Source organism: Aromatoleum evansii (assembly GCF_045689615.1).
Taxonomy (GTDB): domain Bacteria; phylum Pseudomonadota; class Gammaproteobacteria; order Burkholderiales; family Rhodocyclaceae; genus Aromatoleum; species Aromatoleum evansii.
The window spans coordinates 1,589,256-1,605,783 of sequence record NZ_CP141259.1 but is presented as its reverse complement, the minus strand read 5'-3'; the positions used below and the strand labels follow the sequence as shown (position 1 = coordinate 1,605,783).

Here is a 16,528-nt window from a genome sequence, read left to right as displayed (position 1 = left end):
GCCCGTCAGGCGACCTCGTCGATCCAGGCCTGCTGGATGGCTTCCAGCACGCGCTCGCCGCAGTGCTTGGGATCGTCGTCGAATTCGGGAAGGGCCATCACCCAGTTCATCAGGTCGACAAAATTGACGCGCGTAGGATCCGTCTCGGGAAACTTGTCCGCGAGCTGGATCGCGATCTCCTGAACCTCGGTCCACTTCATCAGTGCTTGCCCTCCCGGGCCATGTTGATGGTGTAGCGGGGAATCTCGACCACCAGCGGCGTCTCGGCGACAACCGCCTGGCAGGAAAGGCGCGACTGCGGCTCCAGGCCCCAGGCCTTGTCGAGGAGATCCTCCTCCTCCTCCTCAGCCTCGTTGAGCGAGGCGAAGCCTTCGCGCACGATCACGTGGCAGGTCGTGCACGCACAGGACTGCTCGCACGCGTGCTCGATCTCCACGCCGTTGCGCAGCAGCGCGTCGCAGATCGAGGTGCCAGGCTCCGCCTCGATCACCGTCCCGTCCGGACAGAGCTCCACGTGCGGCAATACGATGATCTGCGTCATACCTGAATCTCATCCACCTTGTGACCCGCCAGCGCCGAACGGATGCTCTTGTCCATGCGACGGGCGGCAAATTCGTTGGTAGCACGGGAGAGCGCTTCCGTACTGCGCTTGATGGCACGCGGGTCGTGCCCGGCGGCCGTTTCGCGGGTTGCGGCAACGGCCGCGTCGATCGCCGCGCGCTCCTCGTCGCTGAGCAGTTCGCCGTCCTGTTCCAGCGCCACGAGCGTCGCCTCGATCACTCGATCGGCCTCGACCTGCTGCTCGCGCAAGGCCCGGGCGTCGATATCCTCGGACGCCCGCTCGACGCCGTCGCGCAGCATGCCGGCGATCTCGTCGTCGGTCAGGCCGTAGGACGGTTTCACCAACACGCTGGCCTCGACGCCGGACGACATTTCGCGCGCCGACACCGACAACAAGCCGTCTGCATCGACCTGGAAGGTCACGCGGATGCGCGCCGCGCCGGCGGCCATCGGCGGGATGCCGCGCAGCTCGAAGCGCGCTAGCGAGCGACAGTCGGCGACGAGTTCACGCTCGCCCTGGACGACGTGGAAGGCCATGGCGGTCTGACCGTCCTTGTAGGTCGTGAACTCCTGCGCCCGCGCGATCGGCAGCGTCGAGTTGCGCGGCACGACCTTCTCGGTGAGCCCCCCCATCATCTCGAGACCGAGCGACAGCGGGATCACGTCGAGCAGCAGCCAGTCATCCTCATCCTTGCGGTTGCCCGCCAGCACGTTGGCCTGGATCGCCGCGCCGAGCGCGACGACCTTGTCCGGATCAAGGTTGGTCAGCGGCTCCTGGCCGAAGAATTCGGCCACGGCGCGCTGGATGTGCGGCATGCGCGTCGCACCGCCGACCATCACGACACCCTTGATGTCCTCGGGAGCCAGCCCCGCATCGCGCAGCACCTTGCGCATCGGCGCAACGGTCTTCTGCACGAGATGCTTCGTCATGTCGGCGAACTGGTCGCGCGTGACCACGAGGTCGACCTTTTCGCCGCTGCCGAGCGTCGCCTTGATCGGCACTTCCTCGCACGCGGTCAGCAATTCCTTCGCCTCGCGCGCCTTCAGCAGCAGACGGCGCGCGTCCTCGCTCGAAGGCGGGTCGATCTCGCTCTGGTCCAGTGCCCAGCAGAACAGGCGATGATCGAAGTCGTCACCGCCCAGCGCCGCGTCGCCGTTGGTCGCCAGCACCTCGAAGATGCCGCGCGAGAGCTTGAGGATGGACAGGTCGAAGGTGCCGCCACCGAGGTCGTAGACCGCATAGACGCCCTCGGCCGCGTTGTCGAGGCCGTACGCGACCGCCGCTGCCGTCGGTTCGTTGAGCAGCCGCAGCACGTTGATGCCGGCGAGCTTTGCCGCATCCTTCGTCGCCTGGCGCTGCGCGTCGTCGAAATAGGCGGGCACGGTGATCACCGCCCCGGTGAGTTCGCCGCCGAGGCTTGCCTGCGCACGCGCCGCCAGCACCTTGAGGATCTCCGCCGACACCTCGACCGGCGACTTGACGCCCTGCACGGTACGCAGGCGCAGCATTCCATCCGCATCGACGAAGTCGTAGGGCATCGACTCGATGTAGGCGACGTCCTTGACGCCGCGCCCCATGAAGCGCTTCACCGAGATGATCGTGTTCTTCGGATCGGTCGCATGCGCCACGCCGGCGCTGCGGCCGACCTCCACCTTGCCGTCTGCGTGGTAGCGCACGATCGACGGCACCATCGCACGGCCGTCCTCATCGACCAGGCACACCGCGATCCCGTTGCGAACGGTCGCGACGAGCGAGTTGGTGGTGCCGAGGTCGATGCCCACGGCGAGGCGGTGCTTGTGCGGTTCGGTCGACAGACCGGGTTCGGCGATTTGCAGAAGTGCCATCAGCTCTCCAGCGCCTCGAGGGCGTCGTCGATCTCGTGTTGTAGTTTTTCCATGAACATCAGCCGGCGGACGGTTTCAGCGGCACCGGCATAGTCCTGCTCGTCGTCGCACTGCCGCGCGAGATCGTCGAACACCTCGCGGGAATGCTGGCGCAGGCGCGTGTGCAGCTGCGCGAGTTCATCGGCTTCACCCGCCGCCCGCGCCTCCTCGACCGCCTCGCGCCACTCCATCTGCTCCATCAGGAAGGTCGGCGACATCGCGGTGTTCGTATGCAGTCCGGCGTCGACGCCCATCAGCTCGAGGAGGTAGGTCGCGCGCGACAGCGGCTTGCGCAAAGTGCGAAAACCTTCGTTCACCTGCGTTGCCCACTGCATCGACAGACGCTTGTCGCTGTCGGGCAAATGCGCGAAACGGTCAGGATGCACGCGCCCCTGCAGGTCATGGTAGGCGAGTTCCAGCGCCGCCTCGTCGATGCGAAACCGGCGGGGCAGCCCGAACAGCCTGAAGAAGTCCTGCTGGAGGTCGATGCTCATCGGATCCGGATCGCCGGGCTCAGACGTTGAAGCTCTCGCCGCAGCCGCACGAGTCCTTGACGTTCGGGTTGTTGAACTTGAACCCCTCGTTCAGGCCCTCGCGAACGAAATCGAGTTCGGTGCCATCGAGATAGGCCAGGCTCTTCTGGTCGACGATCACCTTCACGCCGTTGCTCTCGAACACCACGTCGTCCTCATGCGTCTCGTCGACGAATTCGAGGCGGTAAGCCATGCCCGAACAACCCGACGTGCGAACCCCGAGACGGATCCCCAGCCCCTTGCCGCGCTTGGCGATGAAGTTCGAAACGTGCCTGGCTGCGCTCGTGCTAACAGTGACGCTCATGATTCCGCCTCCCGGTTTCAGCCTTCGTGCTTCTTCTTGTAATCCGCCACGGCCGCCTTGATGGCGTCCTCGGCGAGAATCGAACAGTGGATCTTGACCGGCGGCAGCGCAAGCTCCTCGGCAATCTGCGTGTTCTTGATCTCGAGCGCCTGCTCGACCGTCTTGCCCTTGACCCACTCGGTCACCAGCGAGCTCGATGCAATCGCCGAGCCACAGCCGTAGGTCTTGAACTTGGCATCCTCGATGACGCCATCCTTGCCCACCTTGATCTGCAGCTTCATCACGTCGCCACAGGCCGGGGCACCGACCATGCCCGTACCCACGCCATCATCATCCTTCGAGAAGGCGCCGACGTTGCGGGGGTTCTCGTAGTGGTCGAGCACTTTTTCACTATATGCCATTGTCGTTTCTCCTGTCTCGAATGCTCAGTGGGCTGCCCACTGCACGGTATTCAAATCGACGCCTTCCTGCACCATTTCCCACAGCGGCGACAGCTCGCGCAGCTTGCCGATCTTCTTGTGCATGAGGTCGATCGTGTAGTCGATTTCCTCTTCCGTCGTGAAGCGGCCGATCGAGAAACGGATCGAACTGTGCGCCAGTTCGTCGTTGCGCCCGAGCGCACGCAGGACATACGAAGGCTCCAGGCTCGCCGACGTACAGGCCGAACCGCTCGACACGGCGATGTCCTTCACCGCCATGATCATCGACTCGCCTTCGACATACGCGAAGGAAATATTCAGGTTGTGCGGCACGCGCTGCTCGAGGTCGCCATTCACATAGGTCGCCTCGATGTCCTGCAAGCCCTTCAGCAGGCGGTCGCGCAGCATGCGGACGCGCTCGTTCTCGACCGCCATCTCCTCGCGGGCGATGCGGAAGGCTTCACCCATGCCGACGATCTGGTGCGTCGCGAGCGTACCCGAGCGCAGGCCGCGCTCATGGCCGCCACCGTGCATTTGCGCCTCGAGGCGCGCACGCGGCTTGCGCCGCACGTACAGAGCGCCGATACCCTTGGGGCCATAGGTCTTGTGCGCGGAGAAGGACATCAGGTCGACCTTCAGCTTCTGCAGGTCGATCTCGACCTTGCCCGTCGCCTGGGCCGCATCGACGTGGAAGGTGATCCCCTTTTCACGGCAGATCTCGCCGATCTCGGCGATCGGCTGGATCACGCCGATCTCGTTATTCACGAACATCACCGAAACGAGGATCGTGTCCGGGCGCAGCGCGTCCTTGAACGCCGCCAGATCGATCAGGCCGTTCTCCTGCACGTCGAGATAGGTCGCCTCGAAGCCCTGGCGCTCGAGTTCGCGGAAGGTGTCGAGCACGGCCTTGTGCTCGGTCTTCACCGTGATGATGTGCTTGCCCTTGCCCTTGTAGAACTGCGCGGCCCCCTTGATCGCGAGGTTGTTCGATTCGGTCGCGCCTGAAGTCCACACGATTTCCTTCGGATCGGCATTCACCAGGGCCGCAACCTGCTCGCGCGCATCCTCGACGGCCTTTTCGGCTTCCCAGCCGTAGGCGTGCGAACGGCTCGCGGGGTTGCCGAAATGCTCGGTGAGCCAAGGGATCATCGCCTGCGCGACGCGCGGATCGACCGGCGTGGTAGCGGAATAGTCCAGGTAAATCGGAAACTTCAGCATTGGTACTCCTCCGTCGATCATTGAACCGCCACGGCGGTCAGATTATTCAGTTCGCTCATCTGCTGCCCCAGGCAGGCCAGAAAATCGACTACATGCCTTTCCTGCGTATCGCGCCCCAGGCTGACGCGCACCGCGCCGCGCGCCACCTCGCGCTCGACGCCCATCGCCAGCAGGGTGTGCGACGGTTCGGGATTCGCGCTCGAACACGCAGACCCGCTCGCACACGCAAAGCCAGCCCGATCCAGCCGCGCCACCAGGGTCTCGCCATCGACGCCTTCCGTGGCGAAGAACACCGTATTCGGCAATCGCGCCGCGCCGGCCGAAAAGATCCGCATGCCGTGCGCTGCCAGCCCGGCTTCCAGCGCGTCCCGAAGTCCGCACAAACGGACATTCTCTCCGGACACACGGGCCGCTGCCAACTCGCACGCGACGCCGAAGCCGACAAGCGCGGCAATGTTCTCGGTGCCGGAGCGCAGGCCTCGCTCCTGCCCGCCTCCGGCAAGCAGCGGCGCCAGCTCCAGTCGCTTGTCGACAACCAGGGCGCCCGCCCCCAGGGGACCGCCGATCTTGTGCGCCGACAGCGTCATCGCATTGACGCCCAGCGCACGAAAATCCACACCAATCTTGCCCAGCGCCTGCACGGCGTCCGTGTGGAACCAGGCACCCGCATCCTTCGCCTCGCGGGCGAGCGCCGCAACATCCTGCAGGACGCCCGTCTCGTTGTTCGCGAGCATCACCGACACCAGCCCCGGCTTGGTCGCCAGCACCGCCAGCCAGTCCGTGCGCTTGACCAAGCCCGCGCGATCCACGGCGATCTCACGCAGCGTCCAGTCTGCACGCCGCAACTGCTTCGCCGGCTCGCGCACACACGGATGCTCGATCGCGCTGATCGCGATCAGCCCCGGCTTCATCAGGCCCGCCGCACCCTTCACGAACAGGTTGTTCGCCTCGGTGCCGCCACTGGTGAAGATCACCTCCGTCGCATGGGCGCCGACCGCCGCAGCCACCTTCGCCCGCGCCTCGTCGATCGCCGCACGCGCCTGCCGCCCGTATTCGTGCCGGCTCGACGCATTGCCGAAGCGGCTGCCCAGCCACGGCAGCATCGCCTCGCGCACAACCGGCTCCAGCGGCGCCGTGGCGTTCCAGTCGAGATAGACAGGAGCGAACACGCTGGGGACCGTCCCGTCAGGCCGCTGCAGCCTCGCGCATCGCGACCAGCGCGCGCCGCCGCACGTCCTTGAGGACGCTCATGTCCGGATCGGCCTTGACCTCGCGATGCACCAACGCATTCAGCGTCACCGAGTCGAGATACTCGTACATGCGCTTGTTGAGATTGGCCCACAGGTCGTGCGTCAGGCAGCGATGCTCGTCCTGGCAGTTCTGCTTGCCGCCGCACTGGGTCGCATCGAGCGGCTCATCCACTGCAACGATGATGTCGGCAACGGTGATGCGCGCCATGTCGCGCGCCAGCCGATAACCTCCACCCGGACCGCGCACGCTCGTCACCAGCTTGTGGCGACGCAGCTTGCCGAACAACTGTTCCAGATACGACAGGGAAATCTTCTGTCGATCGGCGATGCCGGCCAGCGTCACCGGCCCTTCGGCCTGGCGCGATGCCAGATCGATCATGGCGGTGACGGCAAAACGTCCTTTGGTGGTCAGTCTCATGTCGGAGCTCCTTCTTTCGCGGAGATTCTCGCCCGGGGGAATACCCGAACGTTTCGCTCAACTATACGGAGCCCGACAAAATCAGTCAACTAATCAAATGTCACTCAGTCGACCATCTTCGACAGCCGCTCTGCATCGAACTCGTCGCTCTTCTCGATGGCTTCGTCAAGAGTGAGTCCGGCCTTTTCCAGGCGTTCCACCAGCATCTGGATACGGCGATCCGTCTCCACTGCATGATCGAGCAAGCCGTGCAGGGCCTTCATCAGGGGGTCGTCCATCTGCTTCGTCACGCCATAGGCGGAGAAGCCGATCTGCTCGGCCTTCTGTTCACGTGCGCGGTCACGTGCGTTATCCCGATCGGGTTCGATCACGCGAGCCGGATTGCCGACCGCCGTGGCCCCGGCCGGCACCGGCTTGACCACGACCGCATTGGAGCCGACCCGCGCGCCGTCACCGACCGTGAAACCACCCAGCACTTTCGCGCCGGCGCCGATCACGACGCCCTTGCCCAGCGTCGGATGGCGCTTCGTCCCGCGGTACAGTGAAGTGCCGCCGAGCGTCACGCCCTGATAGATCGTGCAGTCGTCCCCGACCTCGGCCGTCTCGCCGATCACCACCCCCATGCCGTGGTCGATGAACACGCGCCGACCTATCGTCGCGCCCGGATGGATCTCGATGCCGGTGAGCAAGCGGCTGACGTGACTGGTGAACCGTCCCACCCAGTAAAAGCCGCGCTTCCACGCACCGTGCGCGAAGCGGTGCAGGAACAACGCATGCACGCCGGGATAGCAGGTCAGCACTTCCAAGGTAGAGCGGGCGGCGGGATCGCGTTCGCGAACGCTGGCCAAGTCTTCGCGCAGACGTCTGAACATGAGTGACTTGCTCCGGTATCCGGTTTCTTAATTCCGAGTATTTTACTCAGCTTTGCGCTCCAGCGCACTAATGATGCCGCGGAGGATATTCACCTCCTCCTTTTCGAGCCGGATGCGGCCGAACAGGCGACGCACGCGCTGCAGCAGGCGCTTCGGATTTGCCGGGTCATAGAATCCGCTGACGGTCATCGCCCGTTCCAGATGACGATGAAAACCCTCCACCTCCTCGAAGGCGGCCAGATCCGGAAGAGGCTCCGCCGGCGCAACCGGATCCAGCGCCGCCATGCGCAGCTCGTAACACAGCAGCTGCACCGCGGCGCCGAGATTGAGCGACGAGAATGCGGGATTCGCCGGAATCGTCACCGGCATCGAACACAGCCCGACCTCCTCGTTCGTGAGTCCGCTCGTTTCGTTGCCGAACACCAGCGCAACCTCGCCCTGTGCGGCGAACGACACCAGTTCGGGGGCCGCCTCGCGCGCATTGCGCACCGGCACCGAGCGCTCGCGCCGCCGTGCCGTGACGGCGGCGGACAGGTTCGTGCCTTCGAGCGCCTCCGCGAGCGAATCGACCACCCGCGCGGACGCAAGGAGGTCGCCGGCCCCGGAGGCGCGCGCCTCCGCCACCGGATCGGGAAAGGAGGCTGGCCGGACCAGCCAGAGACAGCCGAGTCCCATCGTCTTCATCGCGCGCGCGGCGGCGCCGATGTTGCCAGGGTGACTCGTACGGGAAAGTACGATGCGGATGCGGTCGAGCGCGATGGCTCCGTTCATATTAAAATACTTCGTTTTATTGGAATTCTTTCGAGCGGGACGCTCTCCGGGCCCCCGACTCCAGCGAGACCGACGCGCATGCACCCCACCCTGAACATCGCAGTGAAAGCCGCCCGCCGTGCGGGCTCCATCATCAATCGCGCCTCGCTGCAACTGGACCAGGTGTCGGTCCAGGCCAAGTCCCCGAACGATTTCGTCACCGAGGTCGACCAGGCTGCCGAAGCCGCCATCATCGAGGTCCTGCGCGAAGCATACCCGGAGCACGGCATTCTAGCAGAGGAGTCGGGCGCATCCGGGGAGTCCGTTAACAGCGAATACCAGTGGATCATCGACCCGATCGACGGCACCACGAATTTCATCCACGGCTTTCCCCAGTATGCGATCTCGATCGCGCTGACGAAGAACGGCGCACTCGAACAGGGCGTCGTCTACGACGTCACGCGCAACGAGCTGTTTACCGCCACCAAGGGCCGCGGCGCCTTCCTCAACGACCGCCGCATCCGCGTGTCGAAGCGCGTCCGCCTGAACGAATCACTGATCGGCACGGGTTTTCCGTTCCGCGAGTTCGACCATGTCGACGCCTACCTCGCCATGTTCAAGGATCTGACGCAGAAGACCGCCGGCATCCGCCGCCCCGGCGCAGCCTCGCTCGACCTCGCCTACGTCGCTTGCGGGCGCCTCGACGGCTTCTGGGAAATGGGACTGCAGCCGTGGGACATCGCCGCCGGCGCGCTGCTGATCCAGGAGGCGGGCGGCCTGGTGAGCGACCTTGCCGGCGAAGGCACCTACATGGAAACCGGCAATGTCGTTGCCGGCAGCCCCAAGATCTTCGGGCAGATCCTGCCCATCATCCAGGCCCACCGCGGCACGGCGCTGCAGGCCTGAGCATCGACGGGCGGACCGGCCATGCCCGTCCGCCCTGCTGCAGTCATCGACTCAGAAGGCGAGTCCGATCTTCGCCTGCACGAGCCAGTTCTCCGCTCCGTTCGTGCCTGGCGCAACGGTCTTGTCCAGCGTGTCCTGCCAGCGCGCACCGACCCCGAGACTCATCCGGCCCATCCGGTAATCCAGATCCGCACCGACCTGCCAGGCGAACATGTGGGTATCACGGCTGCCCACTTCGGTGCGCACGTAGCCGATACCGGGCCCCACCCCGAAGGACAGGTTCTGGGCGACCGGCACGGTCCAGCGCGGATTCACCTCGAAGGTGCGATACTCCAGCCCGTCATGGTCGTAGCCGCCGTACGAGATCTTCGTGCGCACGACGCCGGTCGGCGTCTGGAACAGGCCGCAGTTCATCGCAAGCTCGAGCCCGGCATAGGTGTGACGGTCCGCGCCTTTCGGATCCAGCGCACCACCCACCGCGGACAGAACAAAATCCGGCTTGTAGCCGTCCTTCAGGATCGGCAGGAACTGCCACTCGCCGGCCGAGGCCGATCCAGCACATACGCACAGGGCGGCGGCCAGCACACCGCGAATACGTCCGACTTCCAGCATATCCACTCCTTGATGATGAACGAAAGGCCGTGACGATGGCACAACGGCCCTTCGCCCGTCGGTAACCCCGGTCACACAGCAGGCGGTATCGGCACCAAGCGACCACCCCGCGATTTCGGTACGATGCAGGCAACATCGGGCACACGACACAATCCCACCTCACGAATCCAAATGAACACGACTATCGAATCCTTTGCCCAGCTCGAGCTGAGCCCCCCGATCCTCGAAGCCCTCGCCGGCATCGGATACGAAACCCCATCGCCGATCCAGGCGGCCTGCATCCCGCACCTGCGCGCCGGACATGACCTGCTGGGCGAAGCCCAGACGGGCACCGGCAAGACGGCAGCCTTCGCGCTGCCGCTGCTCGACCGCCTGGACCTCTCCGCCCGCAAGCCGCAGGTGCTCGTGCTGACGCCCACGCGCGAACTCGCGATCCAGGTCGCGGAAGCCTTCCAGCGCTATGCGAAGAACCTTCCCGGCTTCCACGTGCTGCCCATCTACGGCGGCCAGAGCATGGTCGTGCAGTTGCGCCAGCTGAGCCGCGGCGCGCACGTCGTCGTCGGCACCCCGGGGCGTGTGATGGATCACATCGAGCGCGAAAGCCTCGATCTCGACAGTCTCAAGACGCTGGTGCTAGACGAAGCCGACGAGATGCTGCGCATGGGCTTCATCGACGACGTCGAATGGATCCTCGAACACGTCCCGATCGAACGACAGACGGCGCTGTTCTCGGCGACGATGCCGGACGCCATCCGCCGCGTGGCGCACCGTTACCTGCGCGATCCGCGCGAGGTGAAGATCAAGGCCGCCACGACGACCGTGACCACGATCCGCCAGCGCTTCTGCCAGATCGCGGTCGCGCACAAGCTCGACGCCCTCACCCGCATCCTCGAGGTCGAGGAGGAATTCGATGCGGCTATTGTCTTCGTGCGCACCAAGACCGCCACAGTGGAACTCGCCGAAAAGCTCGAGGCCAGGGGCTATGCCGCCGCCGCACTGAACGGCGACATGACCCAGCAGCTGCGCGAGCGGGTCATCGAACAGCTCAAGGGCGGGAGCCTCGACATCGTGGTCGCCACCGACGTCGCCGCGCGCGGCCTGGACGTGCCGCGCATCAGCCACGTCATCAACTACGACATCCCCTACGATACCGAGGCCTACGTTCACCGCATCGGCCGCACCGGTCGCGCAGGCCGCACCGGCACTGCCATCCTCTTCGTCGCGCCGCGCGAGATGCGCATGCTCAAGGTGATCGAGCGGGCGACACGGCAACCGATCGAACCGCTGCAACTCCCGTCGCGCGAGGCCGTCGCTGACAAGCGCGTGGCGGCCTTCCGGCATCAGGTCGCAACGGTGCTCGAATCCGAGGATCTCGACTTCTTCCACGACGTCGTTGCCGGCATGGAGGACAGCCACAACGCCGACATCCACGACATCGCCGCCGCCCTCGCCTTCCTGGCGCAGCGTGAGCGCCCCCTCCAGTTGCCGCAGAGCGCCGGCCCGGACATCGCCACTCAGACCGCAGCACGCGCGGAGCGCCCCCCGCGCGAGAACCGCGAAGCAATCCTGGAACGCCGCCGCGATTTCTCCGACGGACGCCTGCAACGCTACCGTATCGAGGTCGGACGCAACCAGCAGGCGACACCGAAGGACATCGTGGGCGCGATCGCGAACGAAGCGGGCATCGAGAGCCGCTTCATCGGCCAGATCAACCTGTACGAGGACTACAGCACGGTCGAACTTCCGGCCGACCTCCCCCACGACGTCATCGACATCCTGCGTCGTGTGCGCGTGCGCCAGCACCAATTGAACATTCGCCCGCTGGACCGCGACGAAGCCCAGCGGGACGCCGCACGTCCTCGCCCTGGAGCCGGCCCGCGCTTCGGCGCAAAACCCGCTCCACGCGGCGAGGATGCGCCCCGCAAACCCTACGCGAAACCTTGGGACAAGCCCGCCGGCAAGCCGGCGAGCGATCGCCCGCACGGCAAACCCTTCCACACCGACCGCCGCGACACACAGGGAACCGGCTTCAAACCGGGCAAGAAGAAGCCCCAGCGCGATCGCTGAGAAGGAGGTTCAAGAGGGTAGTTGACACCGCCAGATTACGACCTATAATGGCGGTCTTTCGCGGGAATAGCTCAGTTGGTAGAGCGCAACCTTGCCAAGGTTGAGGTCGCGAGTTCGAGACTCGTTTCCCGCTCCAAATTCTCGGAAAGGCTCCGTAAAGCCTTTCCCCCGATCGAGGCGTATCGGGAGTCAGGGCAGAAACTGGCGCGATAGCAAAGCGGTTATGCACCGGATTGCAAATCCGTGTAGGTCGGTTCGACTCCGGCTCGCGCCTCCAGAAGTATACGCGGGAATAGCTCAGTTGGTAGAGCGCAACCTTGCCAAGGTTGAGGTCGCGAGTTCGAGACTCGTTTCCCGCTCCATTATTTGACAAAGGGAAGGTGCTGATGCACCTTCCCTTTTTGTTTTTCCTCCTCCCCACCATGCCCCCATCCCGGCAACCCGATTCCTCCGATGCGCCTGCCATCGCATTGCCGCAGGATGCCGTGCTGCCGGACTATCGCGACGGCGGCCTGTTCGGGCTGATCCGCAGGGTGGGAGCCTATCTCGACGGCCACCCCTGGCAGCCCCCCGGGCCGTCTGCCTCCCCACCCCCCGACGCCGCCCCGCGCAAGCTGGTCTTCATCCTCGTCGACGGCATGGGCGATATGTTTCTGCAGCGTACCGGCGCCGGCGGGGGTCTCCTGACGCACCGGACGGATCGCCTCACCTCGGTGTTCCCCAGCACGACTGCGAGTGCCGTCACCTGCACGATGACGGGCCTCGCACCCGCACGCCACGGCCTGACGGGCTGGTTCATCCGCGACCGGCGCTTCGGCGGCGTCATTGCGCCGCTGCCCGCCATCCAGCGCGGCGGCGCCCCGCTGCGGGGTCCGCTGGCAGTCCCCCGGCTATTCGCCTATCGCACGCTTTTCCAGCGCCGCAAACGTCCTGCAATCTTCGTCTCGCCCCAGGATCTGGCATTTTCGCCCTACTCGCGGCGCCATAGCCGCGGAGCAAGCACGCTGGGCTACAAGGGCCTGCAGGGGATGATAGACACGATCGTGGAGGCGATCCGGGGGAACGCGAACCACCCCGTTCTCGTCCATGCCTACTACCCGACCTTCGACGGACTCAGCCACGCCTACGGCTGCAACTCGGCGGAGGTCGTCACGCACTTCGGGCGCATCGACGCGGCCTTCGGGCAACTTCTTGAACGGCTGCAGGGGAGCGGTACCGACGTCGTCCTCACGGCCGATCACGGCTTCATCGACTCGCCACCGGAACGCGTGATCGAACTGACGACCCTGCCCGAACTGCAGACCATGCTGAGCACACCCCTGTTCGGCGAACGGCGTACCGCCTTTTGCGCCGTGCGCCATGGAGCGGAGCGCGATTTCGAGCTCCTGGCAAGCGAATGCCTGACGGGCAAGGCGACCGTCGCGCGCTCGGACGACCTGATCGGCCTCGGCCTCTTCGGTCCGGGCAAGCCGCATCGGCGATTGCGGGAGCGGATCGGGACGCATGCACTGCTGATGGAGTCGGGCTGGACGATACGCGACCACGTTCCGGGCGAGCAGGAACACGCGATGATAGGCGTGCACGGCGGGCTCTCGCCCGACGAGATGTGGATCCCGCTGATCCAGGCGCACTGCTGACGACCATCCGGCGCGCGCGCCCTCTCAGTGCAGATCCTCGTCCGCCGGCAGCGGCAGCACGGCGATGCCCTCGTCGATCAGCTCGCTAACGTCGTCGCGCGTGGCGCGGCCGCGAATGTTGCGCGCCTCGCTCTCGCCATGATGGATGCGACGCGCTTCGTCGGCAAAGCGCTCTCCCACATCCTCCGACTCGCGCCCGAGACGACGCAGCATCGCCACCGCCGCCGCAACCGCATCGGGGGCTGCCGGGGCCGCTCGCGCCGTTCCCGCACCGACATGAGAGCCGGATCTTGTCACCGGCACCGGGGCCGACGCCCCTGTATTCACGTACGGCGCGCTGGGACGCCGCGAAATCGTGGTCGATCCGCACACCGGACAGGACACCAGTCCGCGCTTGCGCTGCTCGTCGTAAGCGGCCGACGAGGCAAACCAGCCCTCGAACAGGTGCTCTTGGTCGCAGCTGAGGTTGAGAACGATCACGTGGAATTCCGGACTGGGGCAAGAACGCATGCCCGTTGTCGCGTGGTGCCGGGAACGGGGGTCGAACCCGTACGCCCAAGGGCTGCAGATTTTAAGTCTGCTGTGTCTACCGATTTCACCATCCCGGCCCGCGAGGGCTGGGCATTCTACCGCGCGACGATGCCCCTGCCCAGCATCAGCCGGGACGCCGCGCCTTGCTTCCGTCGTTCGCCAGATGGGGCATCGCGCGATGCAGGTAATAGCCCATGGACCACAGCGTCAGCGCCGCCGCGATGTAGATGAGGATCTCGCCGAACAGCCGGACGTTCAGGTTGAAGAGCGGTGCGTCATACAGCAGGAGGGGAATCGCGGTCATCTGCGCCGCGGTCTTGAGCTTGCCGACGAACGCCACCGCCACGCCCGCCGACTCCCCGATGCGCGCCATCCATTCGCGCAACGCGGAAATCGTGATCTCGCGCCCGATGATCACCACCGCGATGATCGAATCGACCCGCGCGAGCTGAACGAGCAGGATCAGCGCCGCCGCAACCATCAGCTTGTCGGCGACGGGGTCGAGAAAGGCGCCGAAGGCCGAAGTCTGGTTCAGCGCGCGCGCCAGATAACCGTCGAACCAGTCCGTCACCGCCGCAACGATAAAGATCAGGGTCGCGGCAAGATTCTTTTCCTGCGCATCGAGCCATTGTTCCGGAAGGTAAAAAACGCCGACAAAGAGCGGTATCAGGGCGATGCGCGCCCAAGTCAGCGAGTTCGGAATGTTGATCTGCATTGAAAAGATGACGGAATTGCGACAAATGCATGGCTAGTGCAACGCATTGTATATCGCTTCGGCGAGCTTTCGGCTCACGCCATCGACGCGGCATAGGTCTTCGACCGTCGCCGCACGCACGCCGTCGAGCCCACCGAAGGTCGCGAGCAGGTTGCGCCGCCGGGTCGCGCCGACGCCGGGGATGTCCTCGAGGCGCGAACCGATGCGCGCCTTGGCCCGGCGCGCGCGGTGACCCGTGATCGCAAAACGGTGCGCCTCGTCGCGGATTTCCTGGATCAGGTGCAGCGCCGGGTGATCCGAAGCGAGGTTCAGCGGCGCACGCCCGTCCGGGAAGATCAGCGTTTCGAGACCCGGCTTGCGCTCCTCGCCCTTGGCGACGCCGACCATCGCAATCGACTCGAGCCCGACCTCGGTGAGCACCTCGAGCGCGGAACTCACCTGCCCCTTGCCACCGTCGATCAGGATCAGGTCGGGGCACAATCCCTCGCCCGCGGCGACTTTGCCGTAGCGGCGCTCGAGCACCTGCCGCATCGCCGCGAAATCGTCGCCGCCGGTGATCCCGGCGATGTTGTAGCGACGATATTCGGAGTTCTTCATCGCGCCATCGACACACACGACGCAGGACGCGACCGTCGCCTCGCCCATCGTGTGGCTGATGTCGAAGCACTCGACCCGGCGCGGCGGCTCCGGGAGGTCGAGCACCTCGCGCAGCGCCTCGAGTCGTGCCTCGCTGCGCCCGGTGTCGCGCGCGCGAGCGACGATCGCGAGCCGGGCATTGTTCTCCGCCATCTCCATCCATGCCTTCTCGGCAGCGCTGCGCGGGGTCACCACTGCACCGGGCTTGTCGCTGATCTCCGCCATCAGCGCCTTGACCGGCTCCAGCGCGACGTTGAGCAGCAGGCGCGCCGGCATGCCGTGGTCGCGGTAGTGCTGCTCGACGAAGGCCAGCGCGCCGTCGAGCGCGCCGCAGCCCGCCGCGGCGCTCGGGAACTGGGGACGATCGCCGAGGTGGCGGCCGCCGCGCACCATCGCGATATTCACGCAGGTCAGCCCGCCCTCCTCGACCGCGGCGATGATGTCCACGTCCTCGTCCCTGCGGCTGTCGACATACTGCCGCTGCAACACGGCCTGAAGCACGCGCACCTGATCGCGGACTGCTGCGGCCTCCTCGAAGGCGAGGCGCTCGGCGGCGGCGTGCATGCGCGCCGTCAGGTCGTCGATGACCTCGGAGGCCCGTCCGTCGAGAAAACGCGCCGCGAGCTTCACGTCGGCGGCGTAATTTTCGCTGTCGATCAGGCCGACGCACGGCGCGGTGCAACGCTTGATCTGGTGCAGCAGGCACGGGCGAGAACGGTTCTGGAACACCGAGTTCTCGCAGGTGCGCAGCTGGAAGGTCTTCTGCAGCAGATGGATGCTCTCGCGCACGGCGTAAGCGTTCGGAAACGGCCCGAAGTAGCGGGCGCCCTTCGCGAAGGCGCCCCGGTGGTAGGCCAGGCGCGGAAACCCGTCTCCGGAGAGTTCGATGTACGGATACGATTTGTCGTCGCGAAACAGGATGTTGTAGCGCGGCGCCAGACTCTTGATGAGGTTGTTTTCGAGGATCAGCGCCTCGGCCTCGGAACGCGTCGCCGTCACGTCGACGCGCCGGATCTGCGCGACCATCATGGCGATGCGCGGACTGGGCTGGGTGCGCTGGAAGTAGCTCGACACCCGCCGCTTGAGGTTCTTGGCCTTGCCGACGTACAGCACGCGCTCTTCGGCGCCTATCATGCGATAGACGCCGGGCTCCTCGGGTACCGTCTTCAGGAAGGTCTTGGCATCGAAAGGCGCGGCGGGCTCGCTCATTGCCGG

At 65.5% G+C, this 16,528-nt stretch carries 18 protein-coding genes and 4 tRNA genes; 6 read left to right on the top strand and 16 right to left on the bottom strand.

All coding sequences use genetic code 11. The features are described 5' to 3' along the window. Nucleotides 1-5 precede the first annotated feature (5 nt). The 11 genes from iscX to U5817_RS07355 all read right to left on the bottom strand — a co-directional run bounded on the left by iscX (nt 6) and on the right by U5817_RS07355 (nt 8,230). Nucleotides 6-200: a Fe-S cluster assembly protein IscX gene (iscX, locus tag U5817_RS07405; protein WP_169132645.1), complete on the bottom strand. Its 195-nt coding sequence runs from the start codon at nt 198-200 to the stop codon at nt 6-8. Further along, nucleotides 200-541 (bottom strand): ISC system 2Fe-2S type ferredoxin, encoded by a 342-nt coding sequence (gene fdx / locus U5817_RS07400; RefSeq protein ID WP_169132644.1) that lies wholly within the window; start codon nt 539-541, stop codon nt 200-202. The genes iscX and fdx overlap by 1 nt, the downstream gene beginning before the upstream one ends. Beyond that, nucleotides 538-2,406, bottom strand: coding sequence for a Fe-S protein assembly chaperone HscA (hscA, locus tag U5817_RS07395; RefSeq protein ID WP_407280214.1), 1,869 nt, complete (start codon nt 2,404-2,406; stop codon nt 538-540). Before hscA ends, fdx begins: the two co-directional genes overlap by 4 nt. Then, entirely contained in the window at nt 2,406-2,939 is a 534-nt protein-coding gene (gene hscB / locus U5817_RS07390; protein WP_169132642.1) for a Fe-S protein assembly co-chaperone HscB, read from the bottom strand. Before hscB ends, hscA begins: the two co-directional genes overlap by 1 nt. Nucleotides 2,940-2,958: 19 nt before the next feature. Beyond that, nucleotides 2,959-3,282, bottom strand: coding sequence for an iron-sulfur cluster assembly protein IscA (gene iscA, locus U5817_RS07385; protein ID WP_169132641.1), 324 nt, complete (start codon nt 3,280-3,282; stop codon nt 2,959-2,961). 17 nt (nt 3,283-3,299) lie between these two features. Continuing rightward, nucleotides 3,300-3,683, bottom strand: a complete 384-nt coding sequence (gene iscU / locus U5817_RS07380; RefSeq protein WP_169132640.1) for a Fe-S cluster assembly scaffold IscU — start codon at nt 3,681-3,683, stop codon at nt 3,300-3,302. 24 nt (nt 3,684-3,707) lie between these two features. Further along, nucleotides 3,708-4,916, bottom strand: coding sequence for an IscS subfamily cysteine desulfurase (locus U5817_RS07375; protein ID WP_211167358.1), 1,209 nt, complete (start codon nt 4,914-4,916; stop codon nt 3,708-3,710). 20 nt (nt 4,917-4,936) lie between these two features. Beyond that, nucleotides 4,937-6,088, bottom strand: coding sequence for a cysteine desulfurase family protein (locus tag U5817_RS07370; RefSeq protein WP_407280213.1), 1,152 nt, complete (start codon nt 6,086-6,088; stop codon nt 4,937-4,939). Nucleotides 6,089-6,104: 16 nt separating this feature from the next. Beyond that, a complete protein-coding gene (gene iscR, locus U5817_RS07365; protein ID WP_407280212.1) occupies nt 6,105-6,587 on the bottom strand; it encodes a Fe-S cluster assembly transcriptional regulator IscR in 483 nt (160 codons plus the stop codon). Nucleotides 6,588-6,691: 104 nt separating this feature from the next. Next, nucleotides 6,692-7,459, bottom strand: a complete 768-nt coding sequence (gene cysE, locus U5817_RS07360) for a serine O-acetyltransferase (protein ID WP_169132636.1) — start codon at nt 7,457-7,459, stop codon at nt 6,692-6,694. A gap of 42 nt (nt 7,460-7,501) precedes the next feature. After that, entirely contained in the window at nt 7,502-8,230 is a 729-nt protein-coding gene (locus tag U5817_RS07355; RefSeq protein WP_407280211.1) for an RNA methyltransferase, read from the bottom strand. 78 nt (nt 8,231-8,308) lie between these two features. On the opposite strand from U5817_RS07355, the gene U5817_RS07350 reads away from it, so the two are divergent. Next, nucleotides 8,309-9,115 (top strand): inositol monophosphatase family protein, encoded by an 807-nt coding sequence (locus U5817_RS07350; RefSeq protein WP_169132634.1) that lies wholly within the window; start codon nt 8,309-8,311, stop codon nt 9,113-9,115. A 51-nt stretch (nt 9,116-9,166) separates the two neighbouring features. Here the strand turns inward: U5817_RS07350 and U5817_RS07345 are convergent, their stop codons facing one another. Further along, the gene (locus tag U5817_RS07345; protein WP_169132633.1) at nt 9,167-9,727 is read right to left on the bottom strand and encodes a hypothetical protein; all 561 of its coding nucleotides are present in this window, start codon (nt 9,725-9,727) and stop codon (nt 9,167-9,169) included. 171 nt (nt 9,728-9,898) lie between these two features. On the opposite strand from U5817_RS07345, the gene U5817_RS07340 reads away from it, so the two are divergent. The 5 genes from U5817_RS07340 to U5817_RS07320 all read left to right on the top strand — a co-directional run bounded on the left by U5817_RS07340 (nt 9,899) and on the right by U5817_RS07320 (nt 13,431). Continuing rightward, a complete protein-coding gene (locus U5817_RS07340) occupies nt 9,899-11,794 on the top strand; it encodes a DEAD/DEAH box helicase (protein ID WP_407280210.1) in 1,896 nt (631 codons plus the stop codon). A gap of 60 nt (nt 11,795-11,854) precedes the next feature. Then, a tRNA-Gly gene (locus tag U5817_RS07335) sits at nt 11,855-11,930 on the top strand. 67 nt (nt 11,931-11,997) lie between these two features. Beyond that, nucleotides 11,998-12,071, top strand: a tRNA-Cys gene (locus U5817_RS07330). 9 nt (nt 12,072-12,080) lie between these two features. Further along, nucleotides 12,081-12,156 (top strand) — tRNA-Gly (locus U5817_RS07325). Between the two features lie 24 nt (nt 12,157-12,180). Then, nucleotides 12,181-13,431, top strand: coding sequence for an alkaline phosphatase family protein (locus U5817_RS07320; RefSeq protein WP_407280209.1), 1,251 nt, complete (start codon nt 12,181-12,183; stop codon nt 13,429-13,431). 24 nt (nt 13,432-13,455) lie between these two features. Here U5817_RS07320 and U5817_RS07315 read toward each other — a convergent pair whose 3' ends face one another. From U5817_RS07315 to uvrC, 4 genes are all read right to left on the bottom strand, one after another. Further along, nucleotides 13,456-13,911 (bottom strand): DUF1178 family protein, encoded by a 456-nt coding sequence (locus U5817_RS07315; protein ID WP_169131814.1) that lies wholly within the window; start codon nt 13,909-13,911, stop codon nt 13,456-13,458. A gap of 43 nt (nt 13,912-13,954) precedes the next feature. Next, nucleotides 13,955-14,039, bottom strand: a tRNA-Leu gene (locus tag U5817_RS07310). 47 nt (nt 14,040-14,086) lie between these two features. Next, a complete protein-coding gene (pgsA, locus tag U5817_RS07305) occupies nt 14,087-14,677 on the bottom strand; it encodes a CDP-diacylglycerol--glycerol-3-phosphate 3-phosphatidyltransferase (protein WP_407280208.1) in 591 nt (196 codons plus the stop codon). A 33-nt stretch (nt 14,678-14,710) separates the two neighbouring features. After that, complete coding sequence (gene uvrC, locus U5817_RS07300; RefSeq protein ID WP_407280207.1) at nt 14,711-16,522, bottom strand: excinuclease ABC subunit UvrC; 1,812 nt, start codon at nt 16,520-16,522, stop codon at nt 14,711-14,713. Nucleotides 16,523-16,528: the final 6 nt, after the last annotated feature.

What these genes read in the sequence shown, in the direction of transcription:
- iscX (WP_169132645.1), bottom strand. Translation starts at nt 200, where the DNA reads ATGAAGTGGACCGAGGTTCAGGAGATCGCGATCCAGCTCGCGGACAAG.
- fdx (WP_169132644.1), bottom strand. Translation starts at nt 541, where the DNA reads ATGACGCAGATCATCGTATTGCCGCACGTGGAGCTCTGTCCGGACGGG.
- hscA (WP_407280214.1), bottom strand. Translation starts at nt 2,406, where the DNA reads ATGGCACTTCTGCAAATCGCCGAACCCGGTCTGTCGACCGAACCGCAC.
- hscB (WP_169132642.1), bottom strand. Translation starts at nt 2,939, where the DNA reads ATGAGCATCGACCTCCAGCAGGACTTCTTCAGGCTGTTCGGGCTGCCC.
- iscA (WP_169132641.1), bottom strand. Translation starts at nt 3,282, where the DNA reads ATGAGCGTCACTGTTAGCACGAGCGCAGCCAGGCACGTTTCGAACTTC.
- iscU (WP_169132640.1), bottom strand. Translation starts at nt 3,683, where the DNA reads ATGGCATATAGTGAAAAAGTGCTCGACCACTACGAGAACCCCCGCAAC.
- iscR (WP_407280212.1), bottom strand. Translation starts at nt 6,587, where the DNA reads ATGAGACTGACCACCAAAGGACGTTTTGCCGTCACCGCCATGATCGAT.
- cysE (WP_169132636.1), bottom strand. Translation starts at nt 7,459, where the DNA reads ATGTTCAGACGTCTGCGCGAAGACTTGGCCAGCGTTCGCGAACGCGAT.
- U5817_RS07355 (WP_407280211.1), bottom strand. Translation starts at nt 8,230, where the DNA reads ATGAACGGAGCCATCGCGCTCGACCGCATCCGCATCGTACTTTCCCGT.
- U5817_RS07350 (WP_169132634.1), top strand. Translation starts at nt 8,309, where the DNA reads ATGCACCCCACCCTGAACATCGCAGTGAAAGCCGCCCGCCGTGCGGGC.
- U5817_RS07345 (WP_169132633.1), bottom strand. Translation starts at nt 9,727, where the DNA reads ATGCTGGAAGTCGGACGTATTCGCGGTGTGCTGGCCGCCGCCCTGTGC.
- U5817_RS07340 (WP_407280210.1), top strand. Translation starts at nt 9,899, where the DNA reads ATGAACACGACTATCGAATCCTTTGCCCAGCTCGAGCTGAGCCCCCCG.
- U5817_RS07320 (WP_407280209.1), top strand. Translation starts at nt 12,181, where the DNA reads ATGCACCTTCCCTTTTTGTTTTTCCTCCTCCCCACCATGCCCCCATCC.
- pgsA (WP_407280208.1), bottom strand. Translation starts at nt 14,677, where the DNA reads ATGCAGATCAACATTCCGAACTCGCTGACTTGGGCGCGCATCGCCCTG.
- uvrC (WP_407280207.1), bottom strand. Translation starts at nt 16,522, where the DNA reads ATGAGCGAGCCCGCCGCGCCTTTCGATGCCAAGACCTTCCTGAAGACG.